Source organism: Pandoraea soli (assembly GCF_902459595.1).
Classification (GTDB): Bacteria; Pseudomonadota; Gammaproteobacteria; order Burkholderiales; family Burkholderiaceae; genus Pandoraea; species Pandoraea cepalis.
Genome location: NZ_CABPSG010000023.1, coordinates 13,282 through 35,874 on the forward strand (window position 1 = coordinate 13,282; position 22,593 = coordinate 35,874).

20 protein-coding genes and 1 pseudogene are annotated in these 22,593 nt (G+C 63.4%); 11 read left to right on the top strand and 10 right to left on the bottom strand.

Annotated features, from left to right (window positions below):
- Nucleotides 1-34 precede the first annotated feature (34 nt).
- The 4 genes and pseudogenes from PSO31014_RS21360 to PSO31014_RS21375 all read right to left on the bottom strand — a co-directional run bounded on the left by PSO31014_RS21360 (nt 35) and on the right by PSO31014_RS21375 (nt 5,956).
- Nucleotides 35-997 (bottom strand): EAL domain-containing protein, encoded by a 963-nt coding sequence (locus PSO31014_RS21360; protein WP_246176955.1) that lies wholly within the window; start codon nt 995-997, stop codon nt 35-37.
- Between the two features lie 212 nt (nt 998-1,209).
- A pseudogene (locus tag PSO31014_RS21365) lies at nt 1,210-1,308 on the bottom strand (S-formylglutathione hydrolase); the annotation flags it as partial.
- A 202-nt stretch (nt 1,309-1,510) separates the two neighbouring features.
- Nucleotides 1,511-4,315, bottom strand: a complete 2,805-nt coding sequence (locus tag PSO31014_RS21370) for an autotransporter family protein (RefSeq protein ID WP_174976616.1) — start codon at nt 4,313-4,315, stop codon at nt 1,511-1,513.
- Between the two features lie 768 nt (nt 4,316-5,083).
- On the bottom strand, nt 5,084-5,956 hold the full coding sequence (locus tag PSO31014_RS21375; protein ID WP_150553470.1) for an AraC family transcriptional regulator: 873 nt from the start codon (nt 5,954-5,956) through the stop codon (nt 5,084-5,086).
- A gap of 655 nt (nt 5,957-6,611) precedes the next feature.
- Here PSO31014_RS21375 and PSO31014_RS21380 point away from each other — a divergent pair.
- From PSO31014_RS21380 to PSO31014_RS21400, 5 genes are all read left to right on the top strand, one after another.
- Nucleotides 6,612-6,818: a hypothetical protein gene (locus PSO31014_RS21380; protein ID WP_017232346.1), complete on the top strand. Its 207-nt coding sequence runs from the start codon at nt 6,612-6,614 to the stop codon at nt 6,816-6,818.
- Between the two features lie 112 nt (nt 6,819-6,930).
- Nucleotides 6,931-7,119: a hypothetical protein gene (locus PSO31014_RS21385; RefSeq protein ID WP_150553456.1), complete on the top strand. Its 189-nt coding sequence runs from the start codon at nt 6,931-6,933 to the stop codon at nt 7,117-7,119.
- Nucleotides 7,120-7,514: 395 nt separating this feature from the next.
- The gene (locus PSO31014_RS21390) at nt 7,515-7,808 is read left to right on the top strand and encodes a hypothetical protein (protein ID WP_150553457.1); all 294 of its coding nucleotides are present in this window, start codon (nt 7,515-7,517) and stop codon (nt 7,806-7,808) included.
- A 140-nt stretch (nt 7,809-7,948) separates the two neighbouring features.
- Nucleotides 7,949-8,710, top strand: coding sequence for a GntR family transcriptional regulator (locus PSO31014_RS21395; protein ID WP_150553458.1), 762 nt, complete (start codon nt 7,949-7,951; stop codon nt 8,708-8,710).
- Between the two features lie 2 nt (nt 8,711-8,712).
- Nucleotides 8,713-9,660 carry an AEC family transporter gene (locus PSO31014_RS21400; RefSeq protein WP_150553459.1) on the top strand — a complete coding sequence of 316 codons (948 nt, stop codon included), beginning with the start codon at nt 8,713-8,715 and terminating at the stop codon, nt 9,658-9,660.
- A 71-nt stretch (nt 9,661-9,731) separates the two neighbouring features.
- On the opposite strand, the gene PSO31014_RS21405 is transcribed toward PSO31014_RS21400, so the two are convergent.
- Nucleotides 9,732-10,814, bottom strand: a complete 1,083-nt coding sequence (locus tag PSO31014_RS21405; protein WP_246176956.1) for a DUF484 family protein — start codon at nt 10,812-10,814, stop codon at nt 9,732-9,734.
- Between the two features lie 879 nt (nt 10,815-11,693).
- Between PSO31014_RS21405 and PSO31014_RS21410 the strand changes: the two genes are divergently transcribed.
- A complete protein-coding gene (locus PSO31014_RS21410) occupies nt 11,694-11,897 on the top strand; it encodes a cold-shock protein (protein ID WP_017232339.1) in 204 nt (67 codons plus the stop codon).
- Nucleotides 11,898-12,033: 136 nt separating this feature from the next.
- On the opposite strand, the gene purT is transcribed toward PSO31014_RS21410, so the two are convergent.
- Together purT and PSO31014_RS21420 are read right to left on the bottom strand one after the other, a co-directional pair.
- On the bottom strand, nt 12,034-13,236 hold the full coding sequence (gene purT / locus PSO31014_RS21415) for a formate-dependent phosphoribosylglycinamide formyltransferase (RefSeq protein ID WP_150553460.1): 1,203 nt from the start codon (nt 13,234-13,236) through the stop codon (nt 12,034-12,036).
- A gap of 96 nt (nt 13,237-13,332) precedes the next feature.
- Nucleotides 13,333-14,037 (bottom strand): TetR/AcrR family transcriptional regulator, encoded by a 705-nt coding sequence (locus PSO31014_RS21420; protein ID WP_246176958.1) that lies wholly within the window; start codon nt 14,035-14,037, stop codon nt 13,333-13,335.
- Between the two features lie 106 nt (nt 14,038-14,143).
- Here PSO31014_RS21420 and PSO31014_RS21425 point away from each other — a divergent pair, with 106 nt between their 5' ends.
- The 4 genes from PSO31014_RS21425 to PSO31014_RS21440 all read left to right on the top strand — a co-directional run bounded on the left by PSO31014_RS21425 (nt 14,144) and on the right by PSO31014_RS21440 (nt 19,486).
- Nucleotides 14,144-15,040 (top strand): SDR family NAD(P)-dependent oxidoreductase, encoded by an 897-nt coding sequence (locus PSO31014_RS21425; RefSeq protein WP_150553461.1) that lies wholly within the window; start codon nt 14,144-14,146, stop codon nt 15,038-15,040.
- Between the two features lie 25 nt (nt 15,041-15,065).
- Nucleotides 15,066-16,640 (top strand): flavin-containing monooxygenase, encoded by a 1,575-nt coding sequence (locus PSO31014_RS21430; protein WP_150553462.1) that lies wholly within the window; start codon nt 15,066-15,068, stop codon nt 16,638-16,640.
- Between the two features lie 116 nt (nt 16,641-16,756).
- Complete coding sequence (locus PSO31014_RS21435; protein ID WP_150553463.1) at nt 16,757-17,752, top strand: alpha/beta fold hydrolase; 996 nt, start codon at nt 16,757-16,759, stop codon at nt 17,750-17,752.
- A gap of 39 nt (nt 17,753-17,791) precedes the next feature.
- Complete coding sequence (locus PSO31014_RS21440; RefSeq protein WP_150553464.1) at nt 17,792-19,486, top strand: MBL fold metallo-hydrolase; 1,695 nt, start codon at nt 17,792-17,794, stop codon at nt 19,484-19,486.
- A 22-nt stretch (nt 19,487-19,508) separates the two neighbouring features.
- Here the strand turns inward: PSO31014_RS21440 and PSO31014_RS21445 are convergent, their stop codons facing one another.
- Entirely contained in the window at nt 19,509-19,757 is a 249-nt protein-coding gene (locus tag PSO31014_RS21445; protein WP_150553465.1) for a hypothetical protein, read from the bottom strand.
- 648 nt (nt 19,758-20,405) lie between these two features.
- Here PSO31014_RS21445 and PSO31014_RS21450 point away from each other — a divergent pair.
- Nucleotides 20,406-21,569, top strand: coding sequence for a GGDEF domain-containing protein (locus tag PSO31014_RS21450; protein ID WP_246176959.1), 1,164 nt, complete (start codon nt 20,406-20,408; stop codon nt 21,567-21,569).
- Nucleotides 21,570-21,787: 218 nt separating this feature from the next.
- Here PSO31014_RS21450 and PSO31014_RS21455 read toward each other — a convergent pair whose 3' ends face one another.
- Nucleotides 21,788-22,087, bottom strand: coding sequence for a type II toxin-antitoxin system RelE/ParE family toxin (locus PSO31014_RS21455; RefSeq protein ID WP_150553467.1), 300 nt, complete (start codon nt 22,085-22,087; stop codon nt 21,788-21,790).
- Nucleotides 22,084-22,341, bottom strand: coding sequence for a type II toxin-antitoxin system ParD family antitoxin (locus PSO31014_RS21460; RefSeq protein ID WP_150553468.1), 258 nt, complete (start codon nt 22,339-22,341; stop codon nt 22,084-22,086). The genes PSO31014_RS21455 and PSO31014_RS21460 overlap by 4 nt, the downstream gene beginning before the upstream one ends.
- Between the last annotated feature and the right edge of the window lie 252 nt (nt 22,342-22,593).

A 22,593-nucleotide genomic window follows, 5' to 3' on the forward strand; every position in this document is an offset into this window, starting at 1 on the left:
CTCATGGTCCATGCTCCGTTCCTGTCCCATCTCGTCATGTGTTTGTCGACGCCCATGCAAATGCTCGAAGCTGATCGACGGCCATCGGCTTCCCATACCAGTATCCCTGCGCCAGGTCGATTCCCGAGCGCTGCACCACATCGTGTTCGGCCGCGCTCTCGACGCCTTCCACCACAACTTTCGCACCCTGCGTATGCACTAACGCAGCGACCGACTTCAGAAACTGGATGCGCGCATCGCCACGCATGGCTAGAAAACGCCGGTCCACTTTCACGTAATCGAACCGGAAGTCCGCGAGCAAGTCAAAATTGCTGACGCCTGTACCGAAATCGTCGAGTGACAGGCGTACGGCGCGTTGCCTTAAGTGGCCAAGCGCCGTGACAACCCGCGGCGTACGCTCGACGCAACTGCGCTCGGTGAGTTCCAAAACGAGGCGCTCCAGCATCGGACTGGCGGACTCGCAGACATCCTCGACAAAGCCGTCCTTCATCAGATGCCGCGCGCAGATGTTGACCGATATATGCCAGTGCTGGGGGAACGGCGGCTGGCTCAGTGCGTTAGTCGCCTCGCGCAGCACGAAACGGGTCAGCGCGCCGAGCAGCCGCGAGCCTTCGAGCTTCCCAATGAACTGCCCCGGCCCCCCGGCGCCGAACTTTGGATGGCCCCACCGGAGCAGCGCTTCCACGCCCACGCAATGTCGCGTGCGCATGTCCACAATGGGCTGATAAACGACATGGAACTCACCACGGCGAAGACCGATGCGCACCGCGCGCCGCAATCTCGCTTTTGGGTGAACGCAATAGCCAACGTACACAATCGCGTCGCAAGCAGATAGTGCGAAAAGCAGAACGACGGCGGCGTGAGAGGCGAACAGGCTGGCCGCGAGGAAGCCCGCCAGGCTCGACGCAACGACGACAGTCGCCGTCGCGTCGGGATGCTCGTCGAATATAGGTCGCAGCCAGCGTATTCGTGCTGTGTAGCGTTGCAAAAATCGCATGAAGTTCTTTTCGCACGGTTATTGTAGTTGCGAACTATGACCTGACTGCGATCCCAAAACGAGTAGCAGTCACGTGTCAAAACATGCGTATCAGATCCGATGTCGTACCCGGGCAAGCTGGCCGGCAACTCACCGGAGCAGGCTTGTCTGCCTACACGATGCCGCCCGGAAACACCACCTGACCGGCCTTGGCCATCAGTTCGCTGGCGTCATACTGACAAACGCGTCGGCAGGCCGATGACAGTCGACGTGTGGCGATAGAAGCGTTGCGCACCACCGAAACAACGGCGTTCGGAAATGAGTTCGAGCATGACGAAATCCGGGAGGGTTCGGGAAGTCGGCCATGGCACCGCGCCGCCGGGAGCGGGGCAACCATTGCGATGATGGCCGCTATCTTGCCTCGCGAGGCGACAGGTGACATCGGCGAGGTGCGCGGGGTGCGCCGCGTGCGTGGGCCTGCGCTGAACGACGACCGCTATGTCTCGCTTGCGACTTCGCCCGCTTTCCCCAGCATTACCAGGCGAATTGATACCCCACCTGGCCGAACACATTCCGCCGGAACGCCCCGCCAATGCTGTGTTCGTATTTCACGCTCGCATACATTTGGGAACGCTTGCCGAAGCTTCCCGTCAGGCCGACGCCGACGTCGTACCACGTCTTGCCCAGTTGCGTCGGAAACGCGATGCCGCTCACGGTGGTCTGGCCCGGCGAAAAGAAGTCATGCAGCACGTTGGCAGCAAAGTACGGCGTCACGGTCGACGTATTCATCGCGTTGCTCATCCCCGACTTGAGCAGACGGAAGCCAATACGCCCGCGCAGCGCATTCGTCGTATTCGTGCCTACCGGCGAGATGCCGTCGCCGAAGCCGTTCAGGTGCACGTACTGGTACAGCAACTGCGCTTGCGGTTCGATCGCCACGCCTGTGGAACCGAGGGCCATCCGCTGGCCAATCTCGCCCGACAGGCCGGCACCGAAACCGTTTTGGCTCGCGCCGACGCCATAAATATCGGCATAGCGGTTCTGGTAATGCGTCAGTTGGCCCACGCCGTCGAAATAGCTGCCGTTCGCGGCGTAGCGGGTCCAGTAGCCGCCGATAGACTGCGCCTGTGTCTGTACGCTGCCAGTCGTGGTCGAGCCGATGACGCTTCGCGCCCTGTCGGTGAACGAGGCCGACGACGAACCGAACGTCATCGTGGCACCGGCGTGCGTACTGGCGCCATCGTCTTCGCGCGCCAACGTCCAGTCGCGGCCAATCTGCGCGAAGAACGTACGCTCGTTGGTCGCGTAACGATCGCTCGCCTCGGCATCGAGATTCTGCCCGCCAATGCGACCCCAGACGCCATTGGCATACTCAGGCGCGGGGTCCGGATTCGCGATGTCGCGCACCCGTTCGTTCAGGCGACCGAGGATGCTGAAGCCGTAGTCCGTGTTTAGTTGCGGCGCCACCGCGTAGCCGGCGATACCCGGACGATAGGCGATCGGTGCGTCGGTTGTCGAGGCAGACCCCGTCGACGCGGGAGCGAGCAGGTACGAGCGGAGATACCAGTCATTTGCGCCGGTCGTCCCCCCCCGATACAGCAGATACTCATACGCACCCGCCTGCAACGCTGAGGCGAGGCGGAAGCTGTTCGTGGCAGACGTACCGCCAACTTGCACCACGCGGATGCCGTCGCCCACGGTCAGGACCCCCGTGCCCGTGCCATTGATCTTCAGCGCCGTGTCGCCGCCCGTGTTGCCAGCGACAATGAGCCGGTCCGTTTGCGTCGCGGCACCGCCCTCGTTGATGACGGTGTTCAGCGCGACCAAACCGTTCGCGCCGATGTAGTTGCCGGCCACGTTCAGCGTGTTGCCGATCACGCCCGATGCCGCAGCGAGGTTGACGGTGCCCGCGTTGGTCAGATTGCCACCGATGGTGAACGTGCCGTTGCCGCTTGTTGCAAACGCGCTCAAGGCATTCCCGACGGCCACCGTGCCGCTATTCGTCACTGCGCCTGACACGGTGCCGTAGCCGCCCAGCGTCGCACCTGCGGCGACGCTCGTCTGCGCGGACGCGATCGAGGCCGTCGCGTGCGCGGCGTCGCCCACGGCCAGCGTGCCGGCGAGCACGTTCGTGTCGCCGGTGTACGTGTTCGCCGCGGTAAGCACCGTGGTGCCGGAACCCAGCTGATTCACCCCTCCTGTGCCGCCGACAAGGTTGTCGAACGTGAGGGTATCGCTACGGTTGAAGGCCAGCGTGGCGTTGTCGGTGATGTTACCGATGACGCTACCGCTGGTGCCACCGTTGCCGATTTGCAGCGTGCCCTGCGAGATCGTCCACGGCGTGGACGTAATGCCCGTGCCAGTTAGCGACCAGGTGCCCGTGCCGGTTTTCGTGTAGGTATTGAAATTCTGGTATTGCGCCGTGCTGCCGACAGTGGAGACGTCGAACACCGCGTTGGTGCTGCCGCCCAGAATGAAAGCGTTGTTCGTTCCCGCGGCTGACGCGACGACGTTGCCAACGATGGTGGAACCGGCCTGAAGCTCGAGCGAAAATGCTGCGACGGTGGTACTTCGAATGGCAACGCTCTGGCCTGCACCGGCTTGAATCAGGCCGCTATTGACGATGCTGACACCGACGGTGTTGGCAATGGCGACGCCGCCATTGCCCCCCACGATCGTGCCCGTATTGACAACGGCGTTGGGACTACCAGCCGCTCGCACGGCGACACCAATACCGCCGGTGGTGTTGACACCTGTCAGGTCAGCCCCTCCTTGGATTGTGCCGTGGTTGACGAGCGTTGCGCCACCGGTGGACCAGTTGACGCCGGTGCCACCGGCCCCTCCAGTGCTGTTGCCCCCCTGAATCAAACCATTGTTGGTCACGACCGCGCCGTTCCCGATCTGCGCGCCGGCGCCGCCAGGGGCTATCGTCGTAGCGCTGCCCCCGGTTATCGTACCGTTGTTCACCAGTGACGCCGCATTGACAACGGCGCCTACGCCAGTCACAACGCCTCCCGTAATACCAGCCCCCGAGATGTTGCCGTTATTGACGAATGACGTCGTCGAGGCGACGCCGTTCAAATTGATGCCCGCCCTCGCGGTGGTGGCGCCGACCCCGGTGCCCACCAGCGTTCCGGCAAACGTGATGGGTGTGCCGGACCAAACTAAGGACGATCCCGACAGCGTGAAGCCCTGTGTATCCAGCGTGATGGCTTTTGTCGCCGTGGGCAGCGTGCCGCTCGCCGCGAAGCTGCTGCCGAGTTGAATCGTCGCGCTTGCATCGCTCGATGCATTGGCATTGTTGATCGCCTGGATGAGCTCCGTTTGACTGTTCACCACGTATGTCGCCGCGTGACTTGCGCCGGGTAGTGCCCCCGCGACCGCAAGTGCTATGCACGAAAGCTTGAAGTAGACGCCGCGCGGCGCGCACTCGGCAGATAACCGGCGCGCGCTTCGCAATGTGGCGTTCGCGTTATTTGCCGGCCCACGATCATTCACCGCAACGTGCCAATTCCGCATTCTCACTGTCCCCCTCACACGCCATGCCCTGTATTTCACGGCCGAAGTACCCCGGGTGCGCAAATTATCGTAAGAATCGGAAAGGGTTCCTATCAAAATGAGGGGATTGCTGCGACGGTGCAACAGTAATTTTTTGCATGCCTAACGTTTGTTAAATCGCATGCCGAAACAGTTGATAGGCTTGCAGGACAAGGCAATAAAATATCAACACGCGTGGATCTACTCATCGCCCGCGCGCGGTGGCGGGTAGATCGGACGGGAGCGCCTGGTTAACGTGAAAGTTGGCCTGACTCTTAAAGATGAGCAAAATTGAATGACGTTACGCCCCCAGGCGCCGGCATTTGAGAAATTTGATGTCAGAAAAACACCGCTTATCTATGTAAATTGACGCCGACATTGCGCGCCGGATGAAAGCGATTCAATGGCCTACTAAATGTCCGGGAAATAGACGGGTTCGAAATATTCTGTTAGCGAACTTGAGCGAACTGCACCGATGGACGGAAGATCCGTCGGGTTTGCGAAGCCGGATGACGCCGCCAAACGACCTATTCTGGCGCAGTGCAAGGTCGCTGCGGCAGATCTATCCCGTCACACCAGGGGAATGTAGATATTGGTTTGCCATTGGTCACGTGGCGTTTCCGGAAAAACGCTCAGGTAGTGAAAGAACAAGGGATGATCCCGAAGTTCCTCACCACTTGTAGGAAGCCAGTCGCGATAGATCGGGTAGATTGTCTCGCCGACATGGTCGGTCGATCCGGTATGCCGAATCACTGCACATCGACCGCCCGGAATGACAAGTTCGCGGATCCCATACAGGTTCGACGCCACTGGCTCGGTGATTTCTCCGCAGATGTCGAAGCGAAACTCATCCGCCGGCGTCGTGTCCGGGTTATGCCGCGGAATACCAAACGTTCTGCTCGATGCGACTGGAGATTGCCCACTTTGCTTTCGCCAGTCGACGAACTTACGCACGCTTTCGTTGACAAGCCCAGTAGGTCCGCAGTGTTGAAGCGCGGCGACGCGAGTTTCGGAAAAATCGACAATTTGTACTTGCATGATGAGTTTCCTCGAAAGATAGGGAACGACAAAAGTCGCACTCCAGATCTGCCAGTTCGGATGCTGTCGAAAGGCGCTCGGCGCTGTGCCGAACGCGCGCTTGAATGCCCGACTGAAGGCCTCGGGGCTGTCAAAGCCGGCGTCGAACGCAGCGTCGAGCACCGAGCAAGACTCGCGCGAAGCCAGGCGGTGCGCAGCCCACCGCAGTCGCATCAGTTGAACGTAGCGGGCAACTGGCACCCCCACAAAGGCAGCAAATTGCCAATGAAAATGGAACTTCGAGAAGTTCGCAATGCAACTTAGCGCTTGCACCGAGAGGTCGCCCTCCAGGTTCATTTCGATGTACGTGAGTACGGCATTGAAGCGCTTCGTGTAAGTGCGAATGGCATCAACATGATCTTGCATGGTCTGGATACTTGGATTGTGCGACTTGCGCATGGTCGCTGATGGTCGAATCACTGTGCCTACCCGCTCTTGCTCAATCTCCAGTCGGCATGTCCGGTAAGACCGCTGCTCGTCCAGCCGAAGTGCCCAACCCCGTCACAGGAAGGTACGGGTATCGACCGCAACCGCCCCACGTTCGCGCCCATCGCCGGACCAGGGCAATCCCCGGAACGCCCATGCGTAACGCTCTGCGCCAGCCACGCTGACACCGCCCCCCCCCCACGGCATGCCATCGCGTCCGCACCGCACTTCCCCGCATTTCAGAAAATTTGTCACGATTTCTAAACTTTTCGCCGCGCACGTCGCTATACGGTAAAGGACATGGGTGACGTGCGGTGATCTGTTGCACCGCGCTCGACGCGAGATTTTCGCCGCCGGGAGATTTGTCACATTGACCGGCTATGATGCTTCGCGCCATGTGACACGCGAATGGCGATCAGGCCGCGCCAGCACACCGAGCCCCGTCCCGAAAGGCAGTCGCAGCAATGTAGTCCATCATCAGTGCACAAGAAGCATCGCGCCACCACCGCCGGCACGGTCCCACTTCAAGGACCGGTCAGGACAAGGATGCCGGTGCATAACACCGACCAGATCATCAGAGATTCACCGGGGCCTTATGAAGCTGATCCTGCTGGCGCTTGCCGCCTCGCTGTTTACACTCGTCATGATGGTACAGGCGCGCAGCGAAGCCGATGACGTAGGTATCTCCGCCGCCCGCGCGCAACCGCCGGGCGTCATCGTCAGTGACCGCGTACGTACGCGCAAGGACATGGCGATGTGGAACGCTCGCCGCAAGATGCACGCGGTGCGTCAGGAAGACTGACGCGGCAAGGGCATCGTTTCCCGTGCAGCAACATGCTGCAACGCACCAAACTTGGGCATCCTCCACAACCGTCCTATAGTGGAAGGGAATTTCAGGTGAGGAGACAAGAACGATGCCCGTACTTCACTTCAACCTTTACGACCTGACTCTGTTCCTGCCGATGGCCGTGGCCGGTGCGTTGCTCGTTGGCGGCATTCCCGTCACCACACGCGCCACGCGCTACAGTCTGCGCGCTGCCGGTGCCGTGGTCGGCGCCCTCGTCGCGTTGCTGGTCATGGAGGCGCTGCCCGTATTGGTGTAGCGCCCGGGTGCCCCCCCCCCGGGCGGGCAAGTCGCCGTCCGGTTTGGATAGCGTTCGCGCTATCGGTCTTGTCGACCCTACCGATCCTACCGCCCCTACCGACCCCGCCCCCCCCTGTCGCAACGGCGGTCATGCCGCTGTCATCGCGGCCACCTATGCTGGTTTCCGGCAACTTCGGTTGCGCTGTCACCCTCTCTGTTGCGCCGCCGACCCGCTCGGCGGCTCTTTTTTTGTGCCGACGCCAATGCCCGCATCGCCGCGTTTGTACCGGCATCGTTTTCTCCCGACACGCGCACCGCCATCGCCTACAATCACCGGAAGTGCAACGCTTCGCGCCAAGTCTCTCGCGCTCGACACCCGGGACACCGCGCTACGCCGACAGAGGAGGTTTCCGCATGTCCGACGCGCTCTCCCGCGCCTTTGCCGTGGTCATCAATCAGTACCGCTCGCCGCGCCAGTACACCGTCTCGGTCGAACGCACGAGTGAGATGATCGCCAAGAATATCGGCCTGTTCTCCGACGGCTTCGCCGCGGAACCGCACCTCATCGTCGGTTTGTTCGAGCGGGAAGTCGACGCCTGGGCACTCGCCCGACGTCTGCAGCGTACGCGCACGACCATGCTGACATTGCTCCAGACGCCCGTCCGTGCCGCCTCCGTCTCGCCGCCCGAACTCGATCCGAGCGACTGACGTGCCGCCCTCGCACCCCCACCCTTTCCACCCTTTCCGCAACGACGGCCGTCGATAGAAAAAATGCGCCCGGGCGTTCGTCCGCAAGCGTAGAATTCGGAATTCCAGATATCAGACATACCGACGAGCATCGGAACCCCATGTCGAACCCCGCTAGCCACGCCGACTTTGCGGCGCCCGATCCGTCTACCACGACCCACGCGGCGCTTGCGCCCCTTGGGCCACTCACCAGCACGCCGGTGCTGATCGACTTGGTCTATTCCCGGCTGCGTGACGCCATCGCCGATCTCACGCTGCCGCCGGGCGAGCGTATCCGGCAGGCCGAGCTGGCCGATTCGCTGGGCGTGTCGCGCCAGCCCGTCAGCCACGCGTTGCAGTTGCTCAAACGCGACGGGTTGGTTTGCGACAGCGGGCGCCAAGGCCTGGAAGTCGCCGCCATTGACGCCGACCATCTGCGCCAGCTCTATCAGGTGCGCACCGCGCTGGACGGCCTCGCCGCCCGGCTGGCGGCCACGCGCATGGCGCAGGGCACGCTGACCGACGCCGAATTGCGCCGCCTGCACGACGCCGTCGCCGCCGGCATGGCGATGACACGAGGCACGCCGGTGGCGCGTCAAGTCCGCGTGGAGGTCGCCTTCCACACGGCGCTGCACGACGCGTCGGGCAACCCATTGATCGCGCAGACAGTGGCGCCGCAATGGCCGCACATCATGCGGGCAATGGCGGCAACGCTTGGCGCAATGTCGATGCAGGAAGTCGTCTGGCATGAGCACGGCGAAATCGTCGCCCGCATCACAGCCGGCGACGCCGACGGTGCCGAAGCCGCCGCCCGCGACCATACCGAAGCCGACGGAGGCAAGGCCCGCCGCGAATGGCTCGCCCGGCTGGCGGAGTCGCACTGACGATGCAAGCCGTTTTCTCTGCTGCCCTGCCCGTCTTCGGACTGATCTTCGTCGGCTATCTCTGCGCACGCCGGGCCTGGCTCGGCGAGAGCGCCCTCGACGCCCTCAACCGCTTCGTCGTCTATCTCGCGCTGCCCGCCGTGCTATTCCAGTCGATGGCGCAGATTACGTGGGCGGAGCTGGTCAATCCAGGCTTTCTGGGCGCATTCGGCGGTGGCATGGCGGCGACCTTCGCGCTGTCGTTCCTGCTCGATCGCACGGTGCGCGGACGGCTGACCGACGCGAGCATCGAAGGCATGGGCGCCGCCTATCCGAACGCCGGGTTCATGGGGCTACCGCTGTGCCTCGTGGTCTTCGGTCCGGCCAGCGTGCCGGCGGTTGTCGTCGCGATGCTGCTCACCGCCACCGTGCTCTTCGCGATTTCCATCGCGATCATCGAGACGGATCTGCAAGCCACGCCGAACTGGCGTCGCACGGCAGGCTTCGTTGCCCGGGCGCTGGTGCGAAATCCGCTTGTCGTCTCACCGTTCGCCGGCATGGCGTTCGCGGCCGTCGGCATTGCGTTACCCGCCCCCGTGCTGCACCTCACGACACTGCTCGGCGGCGCCGCGAGCCCATGCGCATTGGTGGCGATCGGCATGTTTCTCGCGCAGCGATCGAGCGCGGCGCGAGAGCCGCGCATGGCACGCACGGTCGGGCGTCTCGTCGGACTCAAGCTGGTGTTTCAACCGGCAATCACCGCGTTCCTGGCGTTCCGCGTCTTCGATCTTCCGACGATCTGGGCACACAGTGCCCTGCTGCTCTCGGCCCTGCCCATCGGCACCGGCCCGTTCATGCTCGCGCAATTGTATGGACGCGAAGCGACCGTCGCGTCGCGCGCCATTCTGATGTCGACGGTACTCTCCGTGGTGACGGTGTCGCTGCTGATCGGGTGGTTCAGCGTGCGTTAAACGTGCATCGAGCGTGCACTAGGCGCAAAGCAAGCGACGCGCTGAGATGGCAAGCGCCGGGGCTCACGCTCTCAGCCCAGGCTCGCCGCGGGCGCCACGACCACGCGGTCGCGTCCCGCGCGCTTGGCGGCGTAGAGCGCCGCATCGGCCGCGCCAAGCAAACGCATCGGCAGCGTGTCCCGGTCGGACACATCGCGCGGATCCACGCTGGCAAGCCCGATGGAAATCGTGAGCGGTACGCGCGCGCCATCGTCGTCGGGCACGTCAAGCCTTGCCACGGCCCGACGCACTCGCTCGGCGACCGTGCCCGCCCAGTTCTGCTCGGTCTGCACGAGCAACGCGGCAAACTCTTCCCCGCCATAACGCGCGAGCGTGTCCGTCACCCGAAGTTGCGCACGCATGCATGCGCTGGCCGCCCGCAAAGCCCGGTCGCCCGTGGCATGACCATGACTGTCGTTGACGCGCTTGAAATGGTCGATGTCGATGAGCAGGCACGCGAGCGGCGCGCCATAACGCGCCCCCCGGATCACTTCTTCCCGCAAGCGCTGATCGAAGTAGCGTCGGTTCGACAAGCCCGTGAGCGGATCGGTCAGGCCGATACGCTTCAGACGCTCGCGATTCCACATGTTCTCGAGACACACCGCGACGACCGCGCCGAAGCGTTCGATGAAATCGGTGGCCATCTCCGGCGCGAAGCGGCGCGCGTCGCGACTACCCAGCGCGATCACGCCGAAATACCGGCCGTTGCGTGCCAGGGGCATCACCACGGCGCTGGCCGGCGGGCGTGCCCCGAAGAGCGGCGCGTGTCGCTCGCGCGGCGCACCGATCCAAAGCTGGCCGTCACCGCAGACGGCCGCGAACGTGCCGGCATCCTGCGCAATGCACAGACCGGCGTCGAGTGCGCGAATGCCCTCGGCCGTATCGATAAGATCGCGCAAGGTGTCGTCGACCTCGGCGAGCATCAACCGTACGCCCGACAGGTCGAAATCGTGACGCAGGCGATTGAGCACCACTTCCAGGAACTCGCCGAAGTCCGGGGCGCCCATTAGCGCCAACTCGATATCCTGGAATCGCTTTAGCGAGCGCTCATTGCGCTGGACCGTCGCCAGCAGCGATTGCAAGGAGTCGAGCGTCGGTGCCTGGTTGGTTGCCACGTAAGGTCTCGAAAGACACGCGGCACTTCGCGGCCGCCTAGCGTGATCGCCCGGCATCGTGCCGTAGCGCCCCGGCATCGCGCTCGCACTGCGCGCCGAGAAACAAGTTCCGGGCCGAGACGCATACGTCGAACGCATTCGCCGAACCCGATGGTGAGGCCATGACGACGCCGGTTACCCGACTGTCATTCGCCCGTTAACGGCACTTCCCCCACCGGAGTGAAGGGTAGCAGAATCGAGTCTTGCCAGACGTGAAATCGAGCCGTCACGCAGCCCTCCGACCCCCTAGGGAAAATACTTAGTTCACCCCAACGTCATGTGGCAGCGCATCAAAACGCTCGCCGCGGCTCAGGACGTCTTCCGGGCGATCGGCCGGCCATCACGCCAAGCCGCAGCCGATGGCAACCCATCGCTTTCACGGTGCATCAACAAAATCGTTGACAGTCCTGTGTCGCTAGCCCGCATCGCGCCCGCCATCGCTCGCGTTGCGCCCACGCCACATGACATTCGCCCGCATGCGGCTCGTGTGCGTGTCTTTGCTTCGTCGACGCGTGGCTGCCGACGGGGCCGATTCGCCGGACACACTGTCCGGATATGACATTCCGATATTGGGAAACCGGTCGTCCGGAACGCATGCATACATGTCGCAACGCAGCGAAAAATCATCGAAAACTGGCGTAGATCAACAATCCCAATGTTTCCCTGCTTGACACCTTCCCACCTTTCCCGTAAAAAAACGAATGCATGAACGTTGTATGGCGAGTCTTGTGTTCATCTAATGTCGCCCTAGCGTCGCCTCGGTTGTACCTGATCAGCTTTAATGTCATGCGCTCACTGAGCTTCTGGCTCGCTCATTTGAAAACTTTAAGGATTTAAGAAATGGCAACTGGTACCGTCAAGTGGTTCAACGACGCCAAGGGTTTTGGTTTTATTACGCCGGACGAAGGTGGTGAAGATCTCTTCGCTCACTTCTCGGAAATCCAGTCGAAGGGCTTCAAGTCGTTGCAAGAAAACCAGAAGGTCACCTTCGAAGTGAAGATGGGACCGAAGGGCCGTCAAGCCAGCAACATCCAGCCGGTCTAAGCGACGGATGTTTCGCTGCTGATCGCTTAACGCGATCGACGCGTCTCGGGCTGGGCTGAAACGCCCGCCCGAACTGAAAACCCCGCTCTCGCGGGGTTTTTTCGTTGGGCTTGAGCGGCGCGTCAGCGCCGCGTAATCACGCCGCGCGTGGCTTCACCCGACTCGCGGCTTCGACCGCGTTACGACGCGCGACGTCCAGATCGTTGTCGTACGCCAGCGCCACTCCCATACGACGCTTCACGAAGCTCTCCGGCTTGCCGAACAGACGAATATCGGTTTGCGGCACCTGGAGCGCCTGGTCGACGCCGTCGAACACAATGCCCGCCGCATCCACGCCACCATAGATGACCGCGCTCGCCCCTGGCGTCTTCAGCGTGGTGTCGACCGGCAAGCCGAGAATCGCCCGCGCATGCAGTTCGAACTCGTTTTGCCATTGGGTAATCATCGTGACCATGCCCGTGTCGTGCGGACGCGGACTGACTTCGCTGAACCACACCTCATCCCCTTTGACGAACAGTTCGACACCGAAGATGCCCTGCCCTCCGAGGTTGTTCGTCACCTCGCGCGCCACCACGCGCGCACGCTCGAGCGCCACCGGCGACATCGGATGCGGCTGCCAGCTCTCGACATAATCGCCGCTCACCTGCTTGTGGCCGATCGGCGCGCAGAAGTGCGTTTCGACCTGGCCGTCGGCGCCACGTGCGCGCACGGTCAACAGCGTTATTTCGTAGTCGAAATCGATGAAGCCTTCGACGATGATGCGGCCGTGACTCACGCGGCCACCGGCCATGGCGTAGTCCCACGCCGCCTTCACGTCGTCGGGGCCGTCGATCTTGCTCTGTCCCTTGCCCGAACTGCTCATCACCGGCTTGACAATGCAGGGGTAGCCGATCCCGCTATCGATGGCCGCTTGCAGTTGTGCCAGCGAATCGCAGAATTGATACGGGCTCGTCGGCAAACCGAGCGTCTCGGCCGCCAGACGGCGAATGCCTTCGCGATCCATCGTCAGACGCGCGGCACGGGCCGTGGGAATGACGCGAACGACACCGTCGGCCTCCAGCGCTTCGAGCATTGGCGTGGCGATGGCTTCGATTTCGGGCACGACGAGATCCGGCTTCTCGGCTTCGATCAGCGCCTTGAGTTGCTCGGGATCGGTCATCGCAATGGTGCGCGCGTGATGCGCCACCTGCTGCCCCGGCGCATTTTCATAACGATCGACGGCAATCGTCTCAACGCCAAGACGCTGCAATGCGATCAGCACTTCACGGCCGAGTTCGCCAGCGCCCAACAGCATGACCTTCGTCGCGCTCGGCGACAGCGGTGTTCCGATAGTGGTCATGGGTGACCTTTGGAGAGTGAGAAATCTGGCGCGTCGACGCCCTTTGGCGTCATACGCGAAATTCGTATTGTAGCGAGCATGAACGGCAACGCGGCATCAAGCCAGCGCGCCACGCAGCACGCGACGGCAGCTTGCGACCATGCACGCCTCGGTCTCCCGGTATCCCATGAGTACCCAGGCAGTGCCGGCGTGGGTCATTGCGCCCACAAGCGCCAGCCCGACGATTCTCGCCTGCGCTTGCGCGTCGTCACCGAGGGGCGGCGGCGCGTCGGCCATCCCCAGGATCAGCCTCGCGAATTCGAAGATGTAGCGCTGATAGATCTGGTCCGTCTCAGGACTCACGCCCATCACTTCGAGCAGCAAGACGCGGGCCGCTGGCGGATGGCGCAAAAACGCGAAAAAGGTATGCAGGCCGGCGTCGAGCCGGGCATCGAGGGTCGGGGCGCTCGCGGCAACGGCGGCCTGCAACCGGCCGACCAAGGTTTGCGCGTGATGGGCATACGTCGCGCGCAACAAATGCTCCAGGTTCTCGAACGCCGCATAAAAGTACCGGTCGTTGAGCTTGGCCAGACGACAGACCGAGCGCACCGTGGCGCGGCGAAAACCCACGGTGCCGAAGACTTCCGTGGCGGCGTCGATCAGCGCCGCACGTCGCGCCTGCTCTCTCTGCGCCTTCCCCACGCCCCCATAGCGCCGCCCGAGCGCCGCCTGGGGGGGCGTCGCGTCCGTGTCGACCGGTGCCGATGCCGTCGACGCGGTATCCCTCGATTCGAGTCCTAGTTCCATTTCGCTATTTGACATCACTCCGACGCAAAACTAAAGTGGTGACACGCATCACCACATTATAGGCAACGCGATACCCGTAGCCAAACGGCCTATCGACGCGGCACCGATGGGAGACAGCATCATGAAGACATTCATGGACAAGGTAGCGGCCATCACCGGCGCAGGCTCCGGCATGGGCCGGTCATTGGCGCTTGAGTTAGCGCGGCGAGGGGCGCATCTCGCGTTGTCCGATATCGACGAAGCGGGCGTGACGGACACCGCCATCGCCTGCCGCGCCTTCGGCGTGCGCGTCACATCGCATCGGCTCGACGTGGCCGACCGAGAGGCCGTCTTCGACTGGGCGCGCGAGACCGCGGCCGCGCACGGCAAGGTCAATCTCATCTTCAACAATGCAGGCGTCTCCTTATCGGTGCCGGTCGCGACCGCGCGCCACGAAGATTTCACGTGGCTGATGGACATCAACTTCTGGGGCGTCGTGCACGGCACGCAGGCGTTCCTGCCCTACCTCACCGCGTCGGGCGACGGCCACGTCGTCAATACGTCCAGCCTGTTCGGCCTCATCGCGATGCCAACGCAATCCGCCTATAACGCGAGCAAGTTCGCCGTGCGCGGTTTCACCGAAGCGCTGCGGATGGAACTCGATCTGGCGAATGCCCCAGTGTCTTGTACCTGCGTGCATCCGGGCGGCGTGGCGACCCAGATCGTGCAGGCCTCGCGTATCGATGACAGCATTGCCGCGCTCACCGGCGTGGATGCACTCACACACCGGCAACGCGCCAATAAGCTCATCGACGTGACGAGTGCCGACGACGCCGCGCGGCAAATGCTCGCAGGCGTCGAGCGCAATGCGCGGCGCGTGCTCGTGGGCCCCGATGCGCGCCGCGTCGACAAGCTGGCCCGCCTGCTGGGTGCGCGCTATCAAGGCATGGTCGTGTGGTTTTACCGGCGCACGGCCATGTCGCGCAAACCTGCGTCGAACGAAGGCCGCGCAGCAACGCGCCCCACCACGCCCCAATAACGGACGACGGCCGAAAGACATTGCGATGAACTCCAACTCCACAGCCACCGATATCGCCAGCGCCGCCACGGATCTCGACGTCATCGTCGTTGGCGCCGGGCTCTCCGGCATCGCCGCCGCGCATTACCTGCGCGAGCGCTGCCCGGGCACCCGCTTTGCCGTGCTCGAAGCGCGCCAGTCGCTGGGTGGCACGTGGGACCTCTTCCGCTATCCCGGAGTACGCTCGGACTCCGACATGTTCACGCTGGGCTTCAGCTTTCGCCCCTGGCCAAGTGACCAGGCGATTGCCGAAGGCGGCAAGATCCTCGACTACCTCAACGACACCGCACGCGAGGAGGGCCTGGACACGCGGATCCGCTACGGCCACAAGGTGCTTGAAGCCCGCTGGGAGTCGAGCATCGCCCGCTGGACGCTGGACATCGAACGCACGCACGCCGACGGCGCTCAGGATACGCAATCGCTCACGTGTCGCTTTCTCTTCATGTGCAGCGGGTACTACGCGTACGACGCCGGACACACGCCGACGTGGCCGGGCACGGACACCTTCACCGGCACCGTCGTCCATCCGCAGCATTGGCCGGCCGATCTCGATTATCGCGACAAGCGCGTCGTCGTCATCGGCAGCGGCGCCACTGCCGTGACACTGCTACCGAGCTTGGCGGCGACGGCGGCACACGTCACGATGCTACAACGCTCGCCAAGCTATATCCTGTCGATGCCGCAACGCGACGGCGTCGCCGAACGGCTGCGCGCGTGGCTGCCGGCGAGCGTTGCGCATCGCATCGTCCGCATGAAGAACGTGCTGATTGCGCTCGGGTTCTATCAGGCGGCGCGACGCTGGCCGCATGCCGTCCGCCGCCTGCTGATCCGGCGCGCGGCGCAGCAGGCGCAGGGCCATGCCGACGTCGCGCGCGATCTCACGCCGCGCTATCAGCCTTGGGATCAACGGCTTTGTCTCGCGCCGGGCGGCGATATCTTCAAAGCGTTGCGCGGTGGACGCGCGACCATCGTGACCGACGAGATCGCGTCGTTCACGCCACGCGGACTGGCACTCAAGAGCGGCAAGACCGTCGACGCCGACATCGTCGTGACCGCCACCGGCCTGCGCGTGCAACTGATGGGTGGCGCGCGTCTGCGGGTCGACGGCACGCCGGTGGACCTCTGCGACGCGGTCGCCTACAAGGGCATGATGTACAGCGACGTGCCCAATCTCGCGTCGATCTTCGGTTACACCAACGCGTCGTGGACGCTCAAGGCCGAGTTGATTGCGCAATACGTCTGCCGCCTCATCAACCATATGAACGCGCACGATGTCGACACCTGCGTGCCGCGCCTGCGCGAGGGCGAGCATGGCGAGTTGCCGGCCATTGGCCTGACGTCGGGTTATATTCAACGCGCCGCGGGCGTGCTGCCGAAGCAAGGGCGGCGCAAGCCGTGGGTGTTCTATCAGAGCTACCTGCGCGATCTGCGACTGATGCGCTGGGGCGGCGTCGACGACGGCGCCATGCGCTTCGAGCGTCGCGCCACGCGCTCGATCGCCCAGGACACGACGACGCGCGCTTCCGATTCGTCGAGTGCAGTGGCAACCGCAGCGCGCTAGCGCGCGTCACTCGACGACGTCGCAAGACATGCGGCGCGGCGCACGATAGCCCCCCCCATGCCGCGCGTTGCTAAGATGCGGCCTCACTCAAATTGCCTCCGGATCCACTCGACACCATGCTCATCGTCTACTTGCTGGGTTGCCTGCTCATTGCGATTGCCGCCGTGGTGTTCGTACTGAGGCGCTTCACGCGCCGCGTCGAGCGTCGCGCCGAGGCGGCCGTGCCACCGGACGGCCAATATCTCGACATCGATGGCGAACGCGTGCATTACGTCGACATCGGGCGAGGACCGGCCATCGTGTTCATCCACGGCCTTTGCGGCCAGTTGCGCAACTTTGCCTATCTGCCGCTGGAGACGCTGGCCCGAACACATCGCATCGTACTGATCGACCGTCCGGGGTCCGGCTACTCGACGCGCAACGCACAGCGCGACGGCGGCCTCACGTCGCAGGCGAACGCCGTCGCGCGCCTGTTCGACGCGCTCGGGCTCGACCGGCCGCTGGTCGTGGGGCATTCGCTGGGCGGCGCAATATCGCTCACGCTGGCGCTCGACCATCCGCAGCGAGTGGGGGCGCTCGCGTTGATCGCCCCGCTGACGCAACCGGTGTCCGACGTGCCGGCGCCTTTTCGGTCGCTCGCGATTCGCAGTGCCGGGTGGCGTCGCTGGATCGCGCGCACGCTCGCCGTGCCTGTGGGCATGATGACGGGCCGCACGACGCTCGCCTATGTCTTCGGCCCGGAAGACGCCCCAAAGGACTTCCTCATTCGCGGTGGCGGCGTGCTCGGCTTTCGTCCCGGTAACTTCGAAGCCGGCTGCGCCGACGTGCTCGCCGCCGAACGCGACATGCCGGGCCTCGCCGCGCGTTACGCCGCGTTGACCGTGCCCGTCGACATACTCTACGGGCGCCGCGACCGCATCCTCGACTGCCGCGTGCATGGTCAAACGATGCCGGTGCTTAGCGAACGCGTTCGCCTGACGCTCGTCGACGGCGGGCACATGCTGCCCGTGACACAACCGGACGCGACCCTGCAATGGTTACAAGACGTCGTTGCACGCATGCCCGCGCCGCAAGCGCCGCAATACGGCGTCGCCCAACCGATGGCACACTAGGGACTTTCCGATTTCGCGCGGCGGGTGCGCGCACGTCTCATGTCCGATCGTCCTGAAGTCCCCCGCGGACCGTCCAGCTTGCGCATGGCCGCCAGTCTCGTCACGCTGCGCGAGCGCGCAAGCGGCATGGAAGTCTTGTTGCTCCGACGTGCCGTTCGGGCGAACGACCATAGCGCCGGTGCCTACGTCTTCCCGGGCGGCGTCGTCGATGCTGCCGATGCATTCGGCCACGCCGCCTGCGACGGACTCGACGACGCCACTGCGAGCCAACGCCTGTCCCTCCCGCACGGCGGCCTCGATTACTACGTGGCCGCCATACGCGAGTGTTTCGAGGAAACCGGCGTGCTGTTTGCCGACGATCTCTCGGGCATGCCGGTCGACGCGCCTCGCCTCGTCGCCATGCGCGCGCAGCGCGATGCGCTGCATGACGGGCGGATCGATCTCGTGTCGCTGTGCCGCTCGTTCGACGTCAGGCTCACACCGGAACGTCTGCACTATCTGAGCCACTGGGTCACGCCTTTGGGCCTGCCGAAGCGCTTCGATACGCGGTTCTTTCTGGCGATGTTGCCTGCGGGGCAGCAGGTGGAAGTCGATCAGGTCGAGACGGCGGCGCACCGCTGGATGCGCCCCCAATACGCGCTCAAGCACGCCGATCAACTTCGGCTGTTGCCTCCCACGCGCAAACTGCTGAAATGGCTGGACGATTTCGGAACGGCGGAAGCCGCCCTGGCGGGTGCCAAGGCACTGGCGGCGGTGCCGCGCATTCAGCCGCGACTGGCGACCGGCAAACGCGGCCGCTGGCCGGTCACGCCCGACGAGCCGGCATGGGCCGAACTGACACTGACCGATCCGCACGAACTCGACATCGGCAGCTATGACATCGTGCCTGGGCGCAGCGTGACGCTGATGCCCGGTGTATTGCGTATCACCGCCCCGAATCCCGGCATGATGACCCGCCCCGGCACGAACACTTACCTTGTGGGCGGTGGGCCCGACAATGCGTGGGCCGTCATCGATCCGGGCCCGGATGACCCGGCGCACATCGACGCCATTCTGGCCGCGGCGCCCGGCGCCATCCGGCAGATCTTCGTTACGCACACCCACCGCGATCATTCGCCGGGAGCGCGCCGGCTGAAGGCGACGACGGGCGCAACGACGTACGGCATGCGCGCGCGTCACGACGAGGGGCAGGACGCGGCGTTCATTCCTGACGTGGCGCTCGCCGACGGCGATGGTGTGCCCTTGCCGGACGGCCGAATCTTGCGGGCCATTCATACGCCGGGGCACGCGGCCAATCATCTGTGCTTCGGGCTGGACGATGCGGCACTGGTCTTCACTGGCGACCATGTCATGCAGGGCTCGACGGTCGTCATCAACCCGCCTGACGGACATATGGCGACCTATCTGGCGTCGCTCGAGAGGCTTGCGGCACTTTCTCCCGCGTGGCTCGCGCCGGGACACGGCTTCGTGATGGATCGGCCGGCGCAGCGGATTGCGGGGCTGATGGCGCATCGGCTCGCGCGCGAATCACGCACGCTCGAGGCGCTTGTGCAAGTCGGCCCGGCAACCCTCGACATGCTGATTCCGATCGTCTATGCCGACGTGCCCCCGGCACGTCACGCCGTGGCGCGACGCTCGCTGCAGGCGCATCTGGAGAAACTGGCGGAGGATGGCCTCGCGGCGGTGTCGCCAGACGCGCGATGGCGGCGTGTGGGAACGGTTGCGGCGGGGTGACGCCCGCTCACGCGGGTCGACGTCAGTCATATGCGTCGCCGAGCAACTCGTCCACGATGCGTTCCCCCGCCTTGCGCCCAGCCATGTCGGCGTCGGGGCGATTGTCGCGATGCCCGTCGGGAGATCGCACCTCCGGCCCCTCCGGCTTGCCGTGCCGGATGACCTGGACCAGGTAGTCCCAGGGTCCGGCGTACTCATTCTGAAAGGCCCTCACGCGAATCTGGTAACCCGCGCGATAGTCGTAGACCTGCTCGTGCGATGCATAGCTCATGACGGACTCCGGTTGTCTTGAAAACGCCCTGCCCTGCTAAAAAGCGTAGCATCTTCACCATTCATCGGCCACATAGAGGCTTGGCTCCAAACGAGAGAACAATGCCGTGAACCGGCGAAAAAAAACCCACCTGAGCGAGGTGGGTTTCAAAGCCGGGACGCATGGGGCACCATGACACGCCCGGGAAGACAGGGTCATGCGAACATGACGAGCCCATTATGGACGGGCGTGCTCCCTCGGGGCGCGTGTGCCGTGCGTGGAATTAGACATAGATCAAATGTTGCGATGTTGAGAGCGTCGTGTGGGGCGCGTCGGCGGATTCCGCAGGCAAAATGCGGGCTGCGCTTACGGCAGACATCGTCGAGCGCCCGGCGCCCGCTGTGCACGAGATTCGCCCCAGGGGGGCCACTTCCGCCGGGCGGCGCATCGGCCACGGACCAACGAGATCATGGCGCCTTCATCGAATTCGGCTATGCTGACGACAGAACAAGCCGAGACGCCGGTAAAACGACACGACATGGGGATGTCGCCCGAGGGAACGGGGTCGTATTGCCAGGCAACTGCGTCACTAGGCAAAACATCATAATCAGTCACGCGGCCATGCCCATTTCGGCAGTTTTTATCAGCATTGCGGTTCTGTCTTGCGTCATGAGCGTAGCCGTTCTGGGTTCGTTGTTCGGAACGAAAGTCCCGGGGGTGCGCCTGTGGTGCTTGGCGAGCGCACTTCTGGCGATCGTGGCGGCCCTGCTCCTGACAGGACCCTCGGACATTGTCGTCGCGGTATCGAGCAGCGGACTGCTCATCGCCTCGCTTATCGGCTTGCAAGGCTTCCGGCAATTCCTCAACGCCCGAGCCTCGTACGCCTGGGAGTATGTCGCGCTCGGCGTCATCCTCGTCATGCTGACCTACTGGACCTTTCTTTCGCCCCACGTCGACGCTCGCAGCACGATGATCTCGGGGTGTATTGCTTACGTCCGCTTCAGTATCGGCGGGGCGGTGCTGAAATACCGACCGCGGGAACGGCCTAAATACGCGTATTACTTTGTGGCCATTGCGGCGATTCTCGGTGCCGTTGTGCATGCCGTTCGTTCCATTGCGTATGGACTGGGTCTGGCGCATGAATCCACGTTTCTGCAACCGACGCCGTTGAACGTCATGTTCCTAGGCATGGCGACACTGACACTGCCGTGTCTGTCGGTGGGCATGGTGCTGTTGGCGCACGACCGGCTGGCCGACCGCATGGAGCGCCTGGCGACGTTTGACGACCTGACCGGCCTGCTCGCGCGGCGAGCGTTCATCGCGCGTGCGGAAGCCATCGCCAGGGAGTGCGCCGACAAGAAGTCGACGTTTTCGATCGCGATTCTGGACATCGATAACTTCAAGAGCATCAATGACCGTTATGGGCACGCGGCGGGAGACCTTGCGCTTGCGCATGTGGCGTCGCTGATCGCCGGGGCAGTGCGCGCCACCGACATCGTCGGGCGCATTGGCGGCGAAGAGTTTGCGTTGTTGCTGCCGGGCGAAACCCGGGAGCATGCGGGGCACCTCATCAATCGGTTGCGCGACATCGTGGCCACCTCGGGCTCGTGCGTGCCCGGCAGGGAGGTGATGTCGACCCTTAGCGCGGGCGTCGATGCGTTTCGCGAGGGCGACACGTTGGCCACCGTGATGGCGAGAGCCGACGCGGCGCTTTATGCCGCAAAGGCCAAGGGCAGGAATTGTGTCGTGGTCGCGCCCGCGATGGATCCGCTGCCTATCGTCGTCGCGCACGGGAATGGCGCGGGCTTCGGCGGCAAGACCGCGAATGGCTGATGCTGGAGTACTTTCTTGAGGGTTCCCGGAATTGGCAGAGAGGAGCCAATGATTGAAGCCGTGTTTGCCAGTGCGCCCCAAAGATGTCCCTTCATAGTGTGCGCAAAAAACTCAGCACAAAAGCTCGGGGCTTTCCGAGGAGCTTACGAGCCGAAATTAGGGACTGTAGGGAGGGTGATTGGCAGCGCGATCCCCCTCAGTGCCGCACCAGCATCGGCTCACGGGAACAGAATTGCGGCGTAGTTGCGAGCGCTGTGGAGGACATGGACGACGTCGATTCGGTTGTCCGACTCGATCACACGATAGAAGATCTGGTAGTTGCCATACACGCGATGGCGGACACCGTAACGCTCATAACGCGGTACCACGGGGAACGCCAGTGCCATCTCAGCAAGGCTCAAGCACTTGTCTCGCAGTTCCTGAATGAACGTCACGGCACGGCGCGGATTGTCCCGCGCGATGTAGTCACCAATGGTTTCGAGGTCGACGATGGCTTCGGGCAGTAAGTGAACGATCATGCCTTGTCGTTCACCATTGCCTGATACTTCTTTTCGAGACGGTCGAACACGTCGGCGGCAGGTTGGCCCCGACCTGCTTCCGCGTCGGCCATGCCCTTCTCAACGACGGCATCGAGCGCAGCAAGCTGGGTCTCACGATCCTGAATGAGTCGCACGCCTTCGCGCAAAACCTCACTCTTCGAGCCGTAACGGCCCGTCGCCACAAGCTCGGCGATGTAGCTCTCAAGCTGTCGCCCAAGTTCAGCGCTAATCATGATTTCCTCCGTTAGGGGGCTTGGCTGGAATAGGTGGAATTTTATCATCATTGATAATAGTTATCAAATTGCATGCCCGACCCGATGTCGGGAACGGGAGTTGCTCGTCGAGTCCCGACCGAGCGCTCAGAATATTCGGAAGTTACTGAAACTCAGGGCACAGCACTCCTGCGATGGGGGCTGTCATTAATTTCGTGTTTGAGGCATAACATGTCGCCAAGGAGTGACGATGCCTCGCAAACCGAAAACCCC

Excerpts from the sequence above, each read along its gene's own strand:
- PSO31014_RS21400 (WP_150553459.1), top strand. The coding sequence starts at position 8,713 with ATGCAAGCCGTTTTCTCTGCTGCCCTGCCCGTCTTCGGACTGATCTTC.
- PSO31014_RS21390 (WP_150553457.1), top strand. The coding sequence starts at position 7,515 with ATGTCCGACGCGCTCTCCCGCGCCTTTGCCGTGGTCATCAATCAGTAC.
- PSO31014_RS21440 (WP_150553464.1), top strand. The coding sequence starts at position 17,792 with ATGTCCGATCGTCCTGAAGTCCCCCGCGGACCGTCCAGCTTGCGCATG.
- PSO31014_RS21430 (WP_150553462.1), top strand. The coding sequence starts at position 15,066 with ATGAACTCCAACTCCACAGCCACCGATATCGCCAGCGCCGCCACGGAT.
- PSO31014_RS21450 (WP_246176959.1), top strand. The coding sequence starts at position 20,406 with ATGAGCGTAGCCGTTCTGGGTTCGTTGTTCGGAACGAAAGTCCCGGGG.
- PSO31014_RS21420 (WP_246176958.1), bottom strand. The coding sequence starts at position 14,037 with ATGTCAAATAGCGAAATGGAACTAGGACTCGAATCGAGGGATACCGCG.
- PSO31014_RS21435 (WP_150553463.1), top strand. The coding sequence starts at position 16,757 with ATGCTCATCGTCTACTTGCTGGGTTGCCTGCTCATTGCGATTGCCGCC.
- PSO31014_RS21385 (WP_150553456.1), top strand. The coding sequence starts at position 6,931 with ATGCCCGTACTTCACTTCAACCTTTACGACCTGACTCTGTTCCTGCCG.
- purT (WP_150553460.1), bottom strand. The coding sequence starts at position 13,236 with ATGACCACTATCGGAACACCGCTGTCGCCGAGCGCGACGAAGGTCATG.
- PSO31014_RS21425 (WP_150553461.1), top strand. The coding sequence starts at position 14,144 with ATGAAGACATTCATGGACAAGGTAGCGGCCATCACCGGCGCAGGCTCC.
- PSO31014_RS21380 (WP_017232346.1), top strand. The coding sequence starts at position 6,612 with ATGAAGCTGATCCTGCTGGCGCTTGCCGCCTCGCTGTTTACACTCGTC.
- PSO31014_RS21445 (WP_150553465.1), bottom strand. The coding sequence starts at position 19,757 with ATGAGCTATGCATCGCACGAGCAGGTCTACGACTATCGCGCGGGTTAC.
- PSO31014_RS21375 (WP_150553470.1), bottom strand. The coding sequence starts at position 5,956 with ATGCAAGATCATGTTGATGCCATTCGCACTTACACGAAGCGCTTCAAT.
- PSO31014_RS21360 (WP_246176955.1), bottom strand. The coding sequence starts at position 997 with ATGCGATTTTTGCAACGCTACACAGCACGAATACGCTGGCTGCGACCT.
- PSO31014_RS21460 (WP_150553468.1), bottom strand. The coding sequence starts at position 22,341 with ATGATTAGCGCTGAACTTGGGCGACAGCTTGAGAGCTACATCGCCGAG.
- PSO31014_RS21410 (WP_017232339.1), top strand. The coding sequence starts at position 11,694 with ATGGCAACTGGTACCGTCAAGTGGTTCAACGACGCCAAGGGTTTTGGT.
- PSO31014_RS21395 (WP_150553458.1), top strand. The coding sequence starts at position 7,949 with ATGTCGAACCCCGCTAGCCACGCCGACTTTGCGGCGCCCGATCCGTCT.
- PSO31014_RS21455 (WP_150553467.1), bottom strand. The coding sequence starts at position 22,087 with ATGATCGTTCACTTACTGCCCGAAGCCATCGTCGACCTCGAAACCATT.